Annotated in this window: 16 protein-coding genes; 7 read left to right on the plus strand and 9 right to left on the minus strand. The window is 73.3% G+C overall.

All coding sequences use genetic code 11. The features are described 5' to 3' along the window. Positions 1 to 115: 115 nt before the first annotated feature. Both AL2_RS08270 and AL2_RS08275 read right to left on the minus strand, forming a co-directional pair. A complete protein-coding gene (locus tag AL2_RS08270; protein ID WP_067631579.1) occupies positions 116 to 706 on the minus strand; it encodes a TetR/AcrR family transcriptional regulator in 591 nt (196 codons plus the stop codon). A 15-nt stretch (positions 707 to 721) separates the two neighbouring features. Then, positions 722 to 2,287, minus strand: a complete 1,566-nt coding sequence (locus tag AL2_RS08275; protein WP_067631581.1) for an MFS transporter — start codon at positions 2,285 to 2,287, stop codon at positions 722 to 724. Between the two features lie 147 nt (positions 2,288 to 2,434). On the opposite strand from AL2_RS08275, the gene panB reads away from it, so the two are divergent. After that, positions 2,435 to 3,286 carry a 3-methyl-2-oxobutanoate hydroxymethyltransferase gene (gene panB / locus AL2_RS08280; RefSeq protein ID WP_067631583.1) on the plus strand — a complete coding sequence of 284 codons (852 nt, stop codon included), beginning with the start codon at positions 2,435 to 2,437 and terminating at the stop codon, positions 3,284 to 3,286. Positions 3,287 to 3,365: 79 nt separating this feature from the next. Here panB and AL2_RS08285 read toward each other — a convergent pair whose 3' ends face one another. Beyond that, on the minus strand, positions 3,366 to 4,448 hold the full coding sequence (locus AL2_RS08285; RefSeq protein ID WP_245666441.1) for a potassium channel family protein: 1,083 nt from the start codon (positions 4,446 to 4,448) through the stop codon (positions 3,366 to 3,368). 16 nt (positions 4,449 to 4,464) lie between these two features. Next, positions 4,465 to 5,160, minus strand: coding sequence for an NADPH-dependent F420 reductase (gene npdG, locus AL2_RS08290; RefSeq protein WP_067631585.1), 696 nt, complete (start codon positions 5,158 to 5,160; stop codon positions 4,465 to 4,467). A 92-nt stretch (positions 5,161 to 5,252) separates the two neighbouring features. Between npdG and AL2_RS08295 the strand changes: the two genes are divergently transcribed. Further along, complete coding sequence (locus tag AL2_RS08295; protein ID WP_067631588.1) at positions 5,253 to 5,849, plus strand: phosphoheptose isomerase family protein; 597 nt, start codon at positions 5,253 to 5,255, stop codon at positions 5,847 to 5,849. A 5-nt stretch (positions 5,850 to 5,854) separates the two neighbouring features. On the opposite strand, the gene AL2_RS38020 is transcribed toward AL2_RS08295, so the two are convergent. Then, positions 5,855 to 6,031 (minus strand): hypothetical protein, encoded by a 177-nt coding sequence (locus AL2_RS38020; protein ID WP_168444762.1) that lies wholly within the window; start codon positions 6,029 to 6,031, stop codon positions 5,855 to 5,857. A gap of 68 nt (positions 6,032 to 6,099) precedes the next feature. On the opposite strand from AL2_RS38020, the gene map reads away from it, so the two are divergent. The 3 genes from map to AL2_RS08310 are packed head-to-tail and all read left to right on the plus strand — an operon-like array spanning position 6,100 to position 8,751. Next, positions 6,100 to 6,951: a type I methionyl aminopeptidase gene (gene map / locus AL2_RS08300; protein WP_067631590.1), complete on the plus strand. Its 852-nt coding sequence runs from the start codon at positions 6,100 to 6,102 to the stop codon at positions 6,949 to 6,951. 59 nt (positions 6,952 to 7,010) lie between these two features. Continuing rightward, positions 7,011 to 7,700: a ComEA family DNA-binding protein gene (locus AL2_RS08305; RefSeq protein WP_067631592.1), complete on the plus strand. Its 690-nt coding sequence runs from the start codon at positions 7,011 to 7,013 to the stop codon at positions 7,698 to 7,700. A 19-nt stretch (positions 7,701 to 7,719) separates the two neighbouring features. Next, entirely contained in the window at positions 7,720 to 8,751 is a 1,032-nt protein-coding gene (locus tag AL2_RS08310; RefSeq protein WP_067631594.1) for a DNA polymerase ligase N-terminal domain-containing protein, read from the plus strand. Positions 8,752 to 8,758: 7 nt separating this feature from the next. Here AL2_RS08310 and AL2_RS08315 read toward each other — a convergent pair whose 3' ends face one another. Further along, on the minus strand, positions 8,759 to 9,382 hold the full coding sequence (locus AL2_RS08315) for an NAD(P)-dependent oxidoreductase (protein WP_067631597.1): 624 nt from the start codon (positions 9,380 to 9,382) through the stop codon (positions 8,759 to 8,761). An 84-nt stretch (positions 9,383 to 9,466) separates the two neighbouring features. Here AL2_RS08315 and AL2_RS08320 point away from each other — a divergent pair, with 84 nt between their 5' ends. Continuing rightward, complete coding sequence (locus tag AL2_RS08320; RefSeq protein ID WP_067631599.1) at positions 9,467 to 9,814, plus strand: winged helix-turn-helix transcriptional regulator; 348 nt, start codon at positions 9,467 to 9,469, stop codon at positions 9,812 to 9,814. Between the two features lie 143 nt (positions 9,815 to 9,957). Further along, the gene (locus AL2_RS08325; protein WP_174550820.1) at positions 9,958 to 10,674 is read left to right on the plus strand and encodes a metal-dependent hydrolase; all 717 of its coding nucleotides are present in this window, start codon (positions 9,958 to 9,960) and stop codon (positions 10,672 to 10,674) included. On the opposite strand, the gene AL2_RS08330 is transcribed toward AL2_RS08325, so the two are convergent. Genes AL2_RS08330 through AL2_RS08340 form a run of 3 tightly spaced genes read right to left on the minus strand, consistent with a single transcriptional unit; the run spans position 10,675 to position 13,392 of the window. Then, a complete protein-coding gene (locus tag AL2_RS08330; RefSeq protein WP_157438056.1) occupies positions 10,675 to 11,199 on the minus strand; it encodes a hypothetical protein in 525 nt (174 codons plus the stop codon). Further along, on the minus strand, positions 11,192 to 12,718 hold the full coding sequence (locus AL2_RS08335) for an ATP-binding protein (RefSeq protein ID WP_067631603.1): 1,527 nt from the start codon (positions 12,716 to 12,718) through the stop codon (positions 11,192 to 11,194). Before AL2_RS08335 ends, AL2_RS08330 begins: the two co-directional genes overlap by 8 nt. Beyond that, positions 12,718 to 13,392 (minus strand): response regulator, encoded by a 675-nt coding sequence (locus tag AL2_RS08340; RefSeq protein WP_067632500.1) that lies wholly within the window; start codon positions 13,390 to 13,392, stop codon positions 12,718 to 12,720. Before AL2_RS08340 ends, AL2_RS08335 begins: the two co-directional genes overlap by 1 nt. Positions 13,393 to 13,438 lie beyond the last annotated feature (46 nt).

Here is a 13,438-nt window from a genome sequence, read left to right on the forward strand (position 1 = left end):
CCAGACAGCCGGTCGTCTTAGCACTACCCAGCGACAGTATGGGGCATGACACCGTCGCTCGGGGAGAAGATCACGCTTACCGTGCCGAAATCGCGTCGGTTCCGTCGCATGCGTGTCATCGCGCGGCGGAGCCGATGCCGCGCAGGAGGGTGTCGACGACGGCCTCGGCGTGGCCGTCCGGGAAGGACTCCTGCGGCCGCTTCGGGACGAACGAGCCGAGCAGCATCGACATCGCCACCTCGACGTCGAGGTCGGCGCGCAGCTCCCCGTTGTCCACCCCGCGCCGCAGCACCCGGCGGACGATGTCGCGGCGCGGCTCGATGATGTCGCGCTTGTAGCGGGCGTACAGCTCGGGGTGCTTCTCCGCGCTGCCGGCGACGTTCCAGAAGCACCGCGAGTAGCGGCGCTTGCGCTCGTCGGTCAGCGCCCGCGCCAGCTCGGCGAGGTCCTCCCGGACGGACCCGCCGGACGGCTCGGGCAGCGGCGCCTTGGCCGCGCCGAGCGCGTCCAGGATCAGGGCGTCCTTGCTGGGCCAGCGCCGGTAGATGGTCGTCTTGCCGACGCCGGCGCGGGCGGCGACCGCCTCGATGGACAGGCCCGCCACCCCCGGCTCCTCGGCGAGGAGGTCGAGGGTGGCCTCGATGATGGCCTTCTCGGCGCGTTCGCTGCGGGGCCGCCCGCCCTGCCGCCGCTCTGTCTCGGTCATGGCGCGTTCACGCTCTCACACCCCGGCCTTCTCCGGCCGCCGCGGCGCGTCGGTTCCGGCGGCGGGGGCGGCCGGCGCGCGTCCCGGCATCCACTTCAGGACGACCAGCGCGCCGAGGAAGGCGACGGCGGCGGCTGCGACCGACGCGGTGTGCATGGCGTTGACGAACGCCGCGTCGGCGTGCGCGGCGAGCCGGTCCCCGGCGCCGCCCAGCCGGGCCGCGACGGCGTGCGCGCCCTCGATGGAGTCCCCGGCGGCCGCCCGCGCGCCGGCGGGCAGCGCGGCGAGGTCGCCGTCCAGGTCGCGGCGGTAGACGGACGCGACGACGGAGCCGAGCACGGCCACGCCCATCGCGACGGCGACCTGCCGGGCGGTGTTGTTGATGGCCGAGCCGGCGCCCGCCTTCTCGCGCGGCAGCGCCGACATGACCGACTCGGTGGCGGGCGGCATGACGTTCGCCATCCCGGTGCCCTGCACGAAGAAGATCACCCCGAGGATCCACATCGGGGTGCCGGTCCCGACGAACTGGTAGCTCGCCAGCGCGGCGGCGACCAGCAGCAGGCCGGCGGTGCAGACCGCCTTGGCGCCGAAGCGGCGGACCATCTCGGCGCTGCGCGGCGCGAACGCCAGCTGCGCGACCGCGAACGGCAGCACCATCGCGCCGGACTGCAGCGGGGTCAGCCCGCGCACCGACTGCATGTAGAAGGTGGCGAAGAAGAACACGCCGCTCGCCGCGAAGAAGCACAGCGCGATGGACGCGACGGCGGCCGACATCCGCGGGTCCTTGAACAGCCGGACGTCGAAGGCCGGGGACGCGGAGCGGGCCTCGTGCGCGACGAACAGCGCGATGACGGCGACGCCCGCGAGGATCGGGCCGAGCACGGAGAGGGTCAGCCAGTTCCCCTTCTCACCGCCCTGGATGATCCCGTACGACAGGACGACGAGGCCGATGACCGACAGGACGACGCCGAGGGGGTCGAGCCGTCCGGGCGCCGGGTTGCGCGACTCGGGCACCAGGAACGCCATCAGCGTGATGCCGATCGCGATGACCGGCACGTTGACGAGGAAGACCGAGCCCCACCAGAAGTGGGCGAGCAGCAGGCCGCCGGTGAGGGGGCCGATCGCGACGGCGAGGCCGACCGCGCCGGCCCAGATGCCGATGGCGCGGGCGCGCTCCTCCGGCTCGAAGACGTTGGTGATGATCGACAGCGTCTGCGGCATGACCGCGGCGCCGCCGAGGCCCATCAGGGCGCGGGCGTAGATGAGCTGCTCCGGGGACTGCGCGTACGCCGACAGCAGCGAGGCGAGCGCGAACACCGCCATGCCGCCGATCAGCACGCGCCTGCGCCCGATCCGGTCGCCGATCACGCCGAAGGTGAACAGCAGGCCGGCGAAGACCAGCGTGTAGGAGTTGATCGACCATTCGAGCTGGCTCTGCGTGGCGCCGAGCCCCTTCTCCGGGTCGGCGATGGTCTTGAGCGCGACGTTGAGGATGGTGTTGTCGAGCACCACCACCAGCAGGCTCAGGGTCAGCACGCCGAGGATGTACCACCGGCGCCGCTGGATCGTCTGGGGGTCCATGCCGATACGCAACGGTATCGTTTCGGAACTTGTTCCCGGCGGGGCGGGATTCGGGAATCGCCGGGGGTACCCGAATCGTTTTCGAAGTGGCACGATCGGTTCTGTCTGGGTACGCCACCGTGGCGCCTCAAGACCGGAGGTTCTCGCATGTCTTCTTCTGTCGCACCCCCAGCACAGCCGACCGCGCTCTACGGCGGTACGGGCGGGCGCAGGGTGACCGTACGCGACATCGCCGCCGCCAAGGAGCGGCACGAGAAGTGGCCGATGCTCACCGCGTACGACGCGCTCACCGCGCGGATCTTCGACGAGGCCGGGATCCCCGTGCTGCTCGTCGGCGACTCCGCCGCGATGGTCGTCTACGGCTACGACTCCACCATCCCCGTCACCGTGGACGACCTGATCCCGCTGACCGCGGCCGTCGTCCGCGGCTCCAAGCGCGCCATGGTCGTCGCCGACCTGCCGTTCGGCTCCTACCAGACGGGCGTCCCGGAGGCGCTGACGGCCGCCACCCGGTTCCTCAAGGAGACCGGCGCGCACGCGGTCAAGCTGGAGGGCGGCCGCCGGGTCCTCCCGCAGGTCGAGGCGATGGTCGCCGCCGGCATCCCGGTCATGGCGCACCTCGGCCTCACCCCGCAGTCGGTGAACGTCTTCGGCGGCTACCGGGTGCAGGGCCGCGGCCAGGACGGCGACGAGCTGATGGCGGACGCGAAGGCACTGGAGGCCGCCGGCGCGTTCTCCGTCGTCCTCGAATGCGTCCCCGAGGACCTCGCCGCCCGCGTCACCTCGTCGCTGTCCATCCCGACGATCGGCATCGGCGGCGGCAACCAGACCGACGCGCAGGTCCTCGTCTGGCAGGACATGGCGGGCCTCACGCCGCACACCGCGAAGTTCGTCAAGAAGTTCGCCGACATGAACACCCTCCTCGGCGACGCCGCGCGCAGCTACGCCGAAGAGGTCGTCAGCGGCGCCTACCCCGCGCCCGAGCACTCCTACCGCTGAGCCGCCGCACGAGGGCCCGGACGCGCTCCGCTCGCGGGGCGCGTCCGGGCCCTCGTGCGGAGCGCGGCCGGGCCCTGCGTCATCGCCCGGACGGGCCGGAGGCGCCGTCCTCCTCCTCGGCCGAGCCGCGCCGGCGCGGCGAGGAGCGGGCCACGATCAGGCGGTCGCGGGGTTCGAGGGTCGTGCACTCGGGGTGGTCGAACGGCAGCGTCCGGCCGTCCCGGACGACCGCGAGCGCCGGCTCGCGCACCGCGCCGAGCGACCCGCCGACCTCGTCGGGGCGCACCTCCCGCGACACCAGGTCGAGGCCGCTGCCCTGGTCCAGGAGGTCCTCCATGACCTCGCTGACGGCCGGCTGGCTGGTGGACATCCCGAGCAGCCGCCCCGCCGCCTCCGACGAGGTCACCACGTGGTCGGCGCCCGACTGCCGCAGCAGCGGGACGTTCTCCGACTCGCGCACCGACGCCTGGATGCCGGCGTGCGGGTTCAGCTGCCGCGCGGTGAGGGTGATCAGCACCGCGGTGTCGTCGCGGGCGCTCGCCACCACGATCTCGCGGGCCCGCTGCACCGCCGCCTGCTTCAGCACCGAGCTGCGCGTCGCGTCCCCGACGATGCTCACGAACCCGGCCTCCGCCGCCTCGGCCACCACGCGCGGGTCCGGGTCCACGACGACGATCGACGCGCGGTCGACGCCGGTGCTCAGCAGGGTCTTGATGGCGCTGCGGCCCTTCGTGCCGTAGCCGGCCACCACGATGTGGTCGTGCACGCGTGCCCTCCAGCGAGACTTGCGCCAGTCCTCGCGGGTTCGCTCCGCCAGGACCTCCAGGGTCGTGCCCACGAGGACGATCAGGAACAGCACCCGCACGGGCGTGATGAAGACGATGTTGACGAACCTGGCCGCGTCCCCCACCGGCGTGATGTCGCCATAGCCGGTGGTGGAGACGGTCACGGTCGCGTAGTAGAAGGCGTCCAGCAGCGACAGCTTCCCGTCGCCGGTGTCGCGGTAGCCGTCGCGGTCGAGGTAGACGGCGGCCACCACGGCGAACAGCAGCAGCAGGGCGACTCCGACCCGCTTGGCCACCGCGCGCAGCGGCCCCGCCTCGGACGAGGGCAGCAGGACGAGCGGACGCCGCACCGCCTCGGGATCGTTCAGACTCGGCACCGCCCGAGCCTAACGATCAGACATCGGTGATGCGCAGTCCCGCGTGGGCCTTGTAGCGGCGGTTCATGGAGATGAGGTTCGCGGTGAACGCCTCGATCTGGTGGGCGTTGTGCAGCCGGCCGCCGTAGACGCCGCGCATGCCGGGGATGCGGCCGGCGAGGGCCTGGACGAGGTCGGTTGCCTCGCGGTCGTTGCCGAGGACGAGGACGTCCAGCTCCATCTCGTCCACGCCGGGGTCGAGCAGCAGCTTGGCGGAGACGTGGTGGAAGGCGGCGACGACGCGGCTGTCCGGCAGGACGGCGGCGGCCTGCTCGGCGGCGCTGCCCTCCTCGACGGGCAGCGCGAACGCGCCCTTGCCCTTCTCGAAGCCGAGCGGGTTCACGCAGTCCACGACGATCTTGCCCGCCAGCTCGGCGCGCAGCGACTCCAGCGTGGCCTTGTGGCCCTCCCACGGGACCGCGACGACCACCACGTCGGATCCCCCGGCGGCGACCGGGTTCTCCGCGCCGGAGACCGGCAGGCCGGCACCGAGCTCGTCGGCGGCGGCCTGGGCGCGCTCGGCCTTGCGCGACCCGATCGTCACCCGGTGCCCGGCCAGCGCGAACCGCCGCGCGAGCCCCTTGCCCTGGTCGCCGGTGCCGCCGAGGATGCCGATCGACAGGCCGCTCGCGTCGGGAAGGTCGTAGGGCGTCTTCTGCTGCTGCTCAGTCATGGCGCCGAGTCTGCCAAACCCCCGTCCGGAGGCTTCGGCCCGGGCTCCCGCATCACCGGAAACCGCCTGATCAGGGCGCGCGGTGCGGCACCATGGTGCCCGTGGACGCCGAGCAGATCACCATGTTGCGCGAGGTCCTGTCGAGGACGGGCTGGCTGGAGCGGACCCGGGAGTTCGGCCGCGCGCTGCGCGTCACGTCCCGGACGCCGGGCGGGCTGCTGCTGGTCGGCACGCCCGGGGACGACCCGTGGCACCTCGCGGCGCACCTGGACGACGAGAGCCGGCTCGGCGACGCCCCCGGCCTCGCGCCGACGCTGGTGCGCTGGACGCCGCCCGCGGGCGCCCCCGCGCACCTGAGCGTCGGCCTGGAGCGGCTGGAGGCGGCGCGGCGCGGCGAGACGCTGTTCGTCGTCGCCGCGGAGGACGCGCCCGTCCCGCTGCTGGAACGGGTGGACGACGCGCGCCGCACGGGTGCGACCGTCCTCGCGCTGGAGGGCGGCGACCGCGAGCTGCGCGGCCTCGCCCACGAGGCGCTGACCGTCCCGCCGGGTGAGGCGCTCATGTCGTTCGACGGCGCGCAGCACCTCGTCAGCGCGGCGGCCGGGCAGGAGCCCGCGCGGGCACCGCGCGGCCTCCGGCACCGCCTCGCCCGACTCCTCGACGCCGTATCGGGACCGGTCGTCGACTGACGGGCTCAGTCCTCGTTCTGCTTGCGCCAGGCCTCGTTGCGTTCACGGGCGAGGGCGAGGGCGTTCGCGGCCTCGTCCTCGGACGCGTACGGGCCCATCCGGTCCTTGCCGGGGCAGCCGGGCCCGCGCTCGGCCTTCATGTGCTTCAAGCAGAACCACCAGTCACCATCGTCACCGGCCATGGGCACTCCTCTCGATCACGCTCGCACGGGATTCGTTGCCCCGATACCGCTTACTACACTGCATCACTATGACGACCCAGCTGCTCCGGCCCGGACACGTTTCACCGATGCGCAAGGTTCCGTCGAGCATCCCGCGCCCGGAGTACGTGGGGAAGAAGCGGCCGAGGACCGGCGAGCCCGACGTCAAGACGCCCGAGATCATCGAGAAGATGCGGGTGGCCGGGAAGATCGCCGCGCAGGCGCTCCAGGAGGTGGGCCGGCACGTCCGCCCGGGGATCACCACCGACGAGCTGGACAAAGTCGGGCACGAGTTCATGCTCGACCACGGCGCCTACCCGTCCACGCTCGGGTACCGGGGTTTCCCGAAGTCGCTGTGCACCTCGATCAACGAGGTCATCTGCCACGGCATCCCGGACGACACGGTCCTGCGCGACGGCGACATCGTCAACGTCGACATCACCGCCTACATCGACGGCGTGCACGGCGACACCGACGCTACGTTCCTGTGCGGCGACGTGGACGAGGAGTCGCGGCTGCTGGTGGAGCGCACCCGTGAGGCGACCATGCGCGGCATCCGCGCGGCCAAGCCGGGACGCGCGCTGAACGTGATCGGGCGGGTCATCGAGTCGTACGCCAAGCGGTTCGGGTACGGGGTCGTCCGCGACTTCACCGGGCACGGGATCGGCACGACGTTCCACTCCGGGCTGGTCGTCCCGCACTACGACGACCCGCACGCCACGACGATCATCGAGCCGGGGATGACGTTCACGGTCGAGCCGATGCTGACGCTCGGCACCCACGAGTACGACATGTGGCCGGACGGCTGGACGGTCGTCACCAAGGACCGCAGGCGCACGGCGCAGTTCGAGCACACGCTGCTGGTGACCGAGGACGGCCACGAAATCCTCACCCTGCCGTGACACTCCTGTTGATCTAGAGTCCGATTCGCCCCTCCAGCCGGCCGGGAGACCGTGTAAGGATGAACGCCCCAGCGCCGTACGAGCCGCGGGTTCCGTCCGACAGCATGCCGCCGGGGCGGGCCGCGCTGAGCGTGACGTGGGCCGCGCTGCCGATCCTGTCCCTCGGCCTGGCCACGCCGTTCACGTTCGCGGCGGCGGCGCTGTGGCGGCGCAGCCTGCACCTGATGGTCTCCACGGCCGCGTACCTCGGGCTGTTCGCGCTCTGGATGTTCCTGTTGCCGGACATCAGCAAAGAGGGCGGCACCGAGCGCACGGTGGGCGTCCTGGTGTTCGTCCTCGCGGTGGTGGGCTGCGGGCACGCGTTCCTGATCCGGCGCCGGGTGTTCGACCCGCACGGGCTGTCGGCGGTCGACAACGAGGCCGTGGTGGAGCGGGTCAAGCGGCGGCGGCTGCTGCGGGAGAAGGCGCGGGAGCTGGCCGCGGCCGACCCTGGCCTCGCCAAGGAGCTGCGGATCGGGCGCCCCGACCTGCCGCGCCAGTACAACGACGGCGGGCTCGTCGACGTCAACCACGCCCCGGCGGAGGCGCTGACCCTGCTGCCCGGCATCACCGCCGAGCTGGCGGAGAAGATCGAGCGGGTGCGGGCGGAGGCGGGCGGGTTCATGTCCGCCGAGGAGCTGTCCGCCGTCGCGGGACTGCCGCCGTCCCTGACGAACGACGTCGCCGACTACGCCGTCTTCATACGCTGATCTCGGGTATGCACCCTGCGTGGCCCCCGAGAAGAGCACGCCCCCCGAGAAGAGCGGGGACGGCGGCGACCGGCTGGCGGAGTACCGGGACAGGCGCGCCCCGGGGCGGACGCCGGAGCCCGTCCCGGAGGAGAAGGCCCTGCCGCGGGGGAACGACGACACGTTCGTCGTCCAGGAGCACCACGCGACCAGCCTGCACTGGGACCTGCGCCTCGAACGCGACGGCGTGCTCGTGTCGTGGGCCGTCCCGAAGGGCCTGCCGTGGAGCCCGGAGACGAACCATCTCGCCGTCCGCACCGAGGACCATCCGCTGGAGTACGCGACGTTCGAGGGCGAGATCCCGCGCGGCGAGTACGGCGGCGGGGCGATGACCGTCTGGGACCGCGGGACGTACGAGACGGAGAAGTGGTCCGAGCGCGAGGTGAAGATCGTCGTCCACGGCTCGCGCGTCTCCGGCCGGTACGTGCTGTTCCGGACGCGCGGCCGGAACTGGATGATCCACCGGATGGACCCGCCCGCGGACCCGGACGCCGAGCCGCTGCCCGCGTCGCTGCTCCCGATGCGCCCGGCGGAGAGGGCGCGGCTCCCCCGCGACCAGGACGCGTGGGGCTTCGAGTTCGGGTGGGGCGGCAGGCGGCTGGCCGCCTACGTCGAGGGCGGGCGGACCCGGTTCACCGACGGCCGGGGCCGCGCCGTGGACGGCCCCGCCGGGCTCGGCTCCCGGCTCGGCGCCGAGCTGGGCGTCCGGCGCGTCGTGCTGGACGGGGAGCTGGCCGTCCTGGACGGCCGCGAGACCTACATGATCTACGACGTGCCGCATCTGGACGGGCACCCGCTGCTGGACGCCCCGTACCGGGAGCGGCGGGAGCGGCTCGACGGCCTCGGCCTGTCGGGGCCGTCCTGGCAGACGGCGCCGTGGTTCCCCGGCGACGGCGACGCCGTCCGGGACGCGGCCCGCGACCAGGGCCTGCCGGGCGTCCTCGCCAAGCGTCTGGACTCCCCGTACGAGCCGGGCGAGGAGTCCGGCGCCTGGCGCTTCGTCCCGTCCTAGGCCGTGTTCAGTAGGCCACGGTGATGCGACGGCGGACGGCTTCGCCCTTCTCCAGCTCGTCCACCAGCGCGATCGCGTAGTCCTCGGCGCTGATGGCGCTGTTGCCCTCGGCGTCGGTGAGCAGGCGGTCGCCGCCCACCCGGAACGTGCCGGTGCGCTCCCCCGGCTGGATGACGGCGGCGGGCGAGATGTAGGTCCAGTCCAGGTCGCCGGCCTCGGCCCGGACGACGCCGAGCTGCTCCGCCGCCGCGAGCGCCTCGCTCTTGTACATCTCGGGGAACCCGGGGGTGTCCACGAGCCGGACGCCGGGCGCGGCCTCCAGGCTGCCCGCGCCGCCCACGACGACCAGGCGGCGGACGCCCGCCCGCCGCAGCCCGCCGAGCACGCCGCGGGTGGTGGCGAGCAGCGGCCCGGTCGTCTCCGACCCGTCGCGGGGCGGCGGGACCGACAGCACCGCGGCGTCGTGGCCGGCGGCCAGCCCGGCGATCGCGGCGGCGTCGCTCGCCGCGGCCTTGGCCGTCCCCTCGCCGCCGCTGCGGGTGACGCCGGTGACCTCGTGGCCGCGGCGGCGCGCCTCGTCCGCGATCCGGCTCCCCACCATCCCCGTCGCACCGATCAGCAGGATCTTCACAGGACCTCCTCGAACGTCGTCGCCGGTGACAGTATCCATCGGATACTGGTTACTTCAACGTGCCATTGGTACCCTCTGGAAACCATGAAGGGCGACGCATTCGATCCGAACTGCCCCACCCGGCTGATCCTCGACCGCATCGGCGACAAATGGTCGGTGCTGGTCGTGCTCAGCCTGGCCGGCGGGCCGCGCCGGTTCACGCAGCTCCGCGACACGATCGGCGGGGTCACCCCCAAGGTCCTCACCCAGACCCTCCGCACGATGGAGCGCGACGGCCTCCTCGTCCGGACGGTCTTCGCCGAGGTGCCGCCCCGCGTCGAGTACGCCCTCACCCCGCTCGGCCTGTCGCTGCAGCGGCCGATCAAGGCCATCACCGACTGGGCGGAGGAGAACGTCGGGGCCGTCCTCACCGCCCGCGAGGCCAACGCCTGACCGAGGGAACCGGAACGCGGCCCCCCGCATCAAAGGGACGTAGCGCCCGCTTCGGCGCGTCGCCACTGAAACCGATCAGGTGCCGGTTAGAGTCCCGCCCTGAGTACGGGCGGCGGACGCTCTGAAAGGCGGGGGAACGGCACATGATGGGCAAGACGCACGCCCTGAGCGGCGCGCTGGCGTGGCTGGCCGCCGTCCCGGTGCTCGGCTACGAGCGGCTGCTCGGCGAGCACGCGGTGTCGCTGTCGGTGGAGCAGGTCGCGGCGGGCGCGGTGGTGTGCGCCGGCGCGGCGATCCTGCCCGACATCGACCACCACAACGGCCGCATCGCCAACACGTTCGGCCCGATCACCCACCACATGTGCAAGTGGATCGGGAAGCTCTCCGGCGGGCACCGGCAGGCGACCCACTCGATCCTGTTCGCGGTCGGCATCGGCTGGGCGATGGACACCCTCGCCACCCACTACGTCTACGCCTGGTGGGCCTGCCTCTTCATGATCGTCGGCCTCGGGCTGCGCGGCGTCGGCCTGGACTTCGAGGGCAAGGAGCCCCAGTCCGCCCTCGCCGACTGCGCGCTGGCCCTCATCGCCGTCTGGCTCATGCACAACATCGACATGAGCTTCGTGGGGTTCGCCGTCACGCTCGGCTGCCTCGCGCACGTCGCCGGCGACTGCCTGACACCGCGCGGCTGCCCGGTGTTCTGGCCGCTGCCGTGGCGGATCGACGTCCCGGTCGTCCCGAGGACGGACGGCAAGGTCGAGCGCTGGGTCGTGATGCCCGTCCTCACGCTCGGCATCGCCGTCCTCGCCGTCCGGTCCGTGCTCGGCGACGTCACCGCCCAGTGGCTGACGAGGAACTGATCACCTGAGCAGGTCGGCGAACCGGTCGCAGCGCATCGTCTCCGACCGGCCCTCCTCGAACGCGTCCGAGACCCGGACGACCGACACGCCGGGGATCGCCTCCGTGGTGCAGACCACCTGCGCCAGCGCCAGGCGGGACCACTCGCCCCCCGGCCGCACCCGGTCGTCGTCGCCGAACCGGAGGCCCAGCAGCTGGACGCCCAGGACTCCGCGCCGCACCGGGTACACGATCACCCCGGACGTGTCGGTGATCTCGCTGCGCAGGCCCTTGCGGCGCTCTTCCGCGGTGACCGGCACGCCGAGCTGGGCCAGGGGCAGGTAGGGGTGGCCGGCCAGCCCGGGACGGGCGACCCGCTCCAGCCGTTTCCCGTGCACCAGGTAGAGCGTCATGGTGGACGGCTGCCCGTTCACGACCGGGTTGGAGCCCGCGCTCAGGATCCCGGTGGGCCGCACCCCGCAGCCCGCGGTCCCGACCGCGGCGACGGCGACGGCGACCATGACGGCCATGACCGTGCGCCTACTCATCGGGTGCCCGCTCATCGCCCTCGGGCCGGGCGGGCAGCCACAGCGTGAACACCGCTCCCCCGTCCGGGCCGTTGGCCGCCTCCAGCGTCCCGCCGTGCAGGACCGCGTTCTCCCTGGCGATCGACAGGCCGAGCCCGCTGCCGTCGCTGCGGGACCGGGCCGCCTCCGCCTTCACGAAGCGGTCGAAGACCACCGCGAGCAGGTCCGCCGGCACGCCGGGGCCGCGGTCGGCGACGGCGATCTCCACGCCCGGCAGGCCCGCCCGGCGCACCGCGCCGAAGCGCAGCGTGACGGGCGGGGCGCCGTGCCGCAGCGCGTTGCCCACGAGGTTCGCCACGATGACGTCGAGCCGGCGCGGATCGAGCCGGGCGACCAGGTCGTCCGCCCCCTCCACCGCGACCCGGTCCGCGAGGCCGCGCGCCGCCAGCGTCCCCGCGACGGCGTCCGCGAGGTTCACCTCGTCCAGGACCAGCGCGGCGGCGCCCGCGTCGAACCGGCTGATCTCGATCAGATGCTCGATCAGCTGCCCGAGCCGCCGGGTCTCGCCGGCGACGAGCAGCGCCGCGCCGCGGTCCGCCGCGTCCTTCTCCCCCTGGGCGTCCTTCTCCCCCTGGGCCGCGCTGACCGACGCGCCGGCCGCCTCCGCGGCCAGCACGTCGGTCAGCGCGATCAGCGAGGTGAGCGGGGTGCGCAGCTCGTGCGAGACGTCCGCGACGAACCGGCGGGAGGCCGCCTCCAGCGCGCGCAGTTCGGTGACCGTCCGCTCCAGCGCCTCGGCCGTGCGGTTGAAGGTGCGGGCGAGGTCGGCGAGCTCGTCGCGGCCCCGCACCCGCACGCGGCTCTGCAGTTCGCCCTCGCCGAGCGCGCGGGCCGCGGCGGCGAGCCGGCGCACCGGGCGCAGCACGCCGCGGGTCGCCAGCAGCGCGAGCAGCAGCGCGGCGAGCAGCGCGACCGCGTCGGCGGTCGACAGCACCCGGGTGAACACCCGCAGGTCGGACGCCTCGCGCGCGAGGCTCGCCGAGACGAAGACGACCGGCGGAGTGGTGCGCTGCGGCTCGTCCGCCGTCGTCTCGTAGCCCGTGGCGCGCGCGCCGACCAGGAGATAGGGGTGGCTCCGGTTCAGGCTGTCCTTCGCGACGACGCGCTGGAAGACCATCCCCGACATCGCACGCCGCGCGAACTCCCTGCTCACGGGGACGTCCAGAATGTCCGGGCCGGGCCGCGGGACGGAACCGTCCAGCGGCATCCGGACCCACGCCGCGGTGCGGTCCTCGGAGGTGAGCGCGGTCACCAGTTCCGGGCCGAGGGTGTCCAGCGCGTCCGGCGGGAGACGCTGCGGGACGTGCTGGGCGAGGGCGGTCCGCACGTCGGTCAGCACCGCGTCCTGGGCGCGCTGGAGCATCACGCGCCGCATCAGCACGTAGGAGATGCCGGACGCGAGCACCGACGCCAGCAGCGCGACCGCGGTGAACGCTGCGGCGAGCCGTACCCGCAGCCCGGTGAACCGGCGGCGGCGCATCACGGCGCCGCGAACCGGTAGCCGAACCCCCGGACCGTCTCGATCAGCCGCGGCTCGGCCGGCTCGTCCTCGATCTTGGCCCGGACGCGCTGCACGCAGGCGTCCACCAGCCGCGAGTCGCCCGGGTAGGTGTGCTCCCAGACCTCGGCGAGGAGCTGCTGGCGGGTGAGCGCCTGGCCGGGCCGCCGGGTCAGCTCCAGCAGCAGCCGCAGCTCGGTCGGGGTGAGGCGCAGATCGGTCCCCGCCTTGGTGACCTTCAGCGAGGTCCGGTCGATGACGAGGTCGCCGTAGACGGAGCGGTCGACGCGGGTGTGGTCGGCGCGGCGCAGGACGGCGCGGACGCGGGCGTCCAGCACGCGCGGCTCGACGGGCTTGACCACGTAGTCGTCGGCGCCCGCCTCCAGGCCGAGGACGATGTCGAGGTCGTCGCCGCGCGCGGTCAGCAGGATCACCGGCAGCGAGTCCTCCCGGCGGATGCGGCGGCACACCTCGATCCCGTCGATGCCGGGCAGCATCACGTCCAGGAGCGCGATCTCGGGGCGCCGCGCCCGCAGCGCCGCCAGCCCGTCCTCGCCGGTGGCCCGCGACGTCACGGCATGCCCGAGGCGGGTCAGCGCCAGGTCCAGGGCCGCCCGCGCGGACGGATCGTCCTCCACGAAGAGAATGCTCGCCACCCGCACATTATCGGCCGCGAATGATCATTCCTCGGTCTGTGTCACG

Origin of the sequence: Actinomadura latina NBRC 106108, from assembly GCF_001552195.1 — a bacterium.
Classification (GTDB): Bacteria; Actinomycetota; Actinomycetes; order Streptosporangiales; family Streptosporangiaceae; genus Spirillospora; species Spirillospora latina.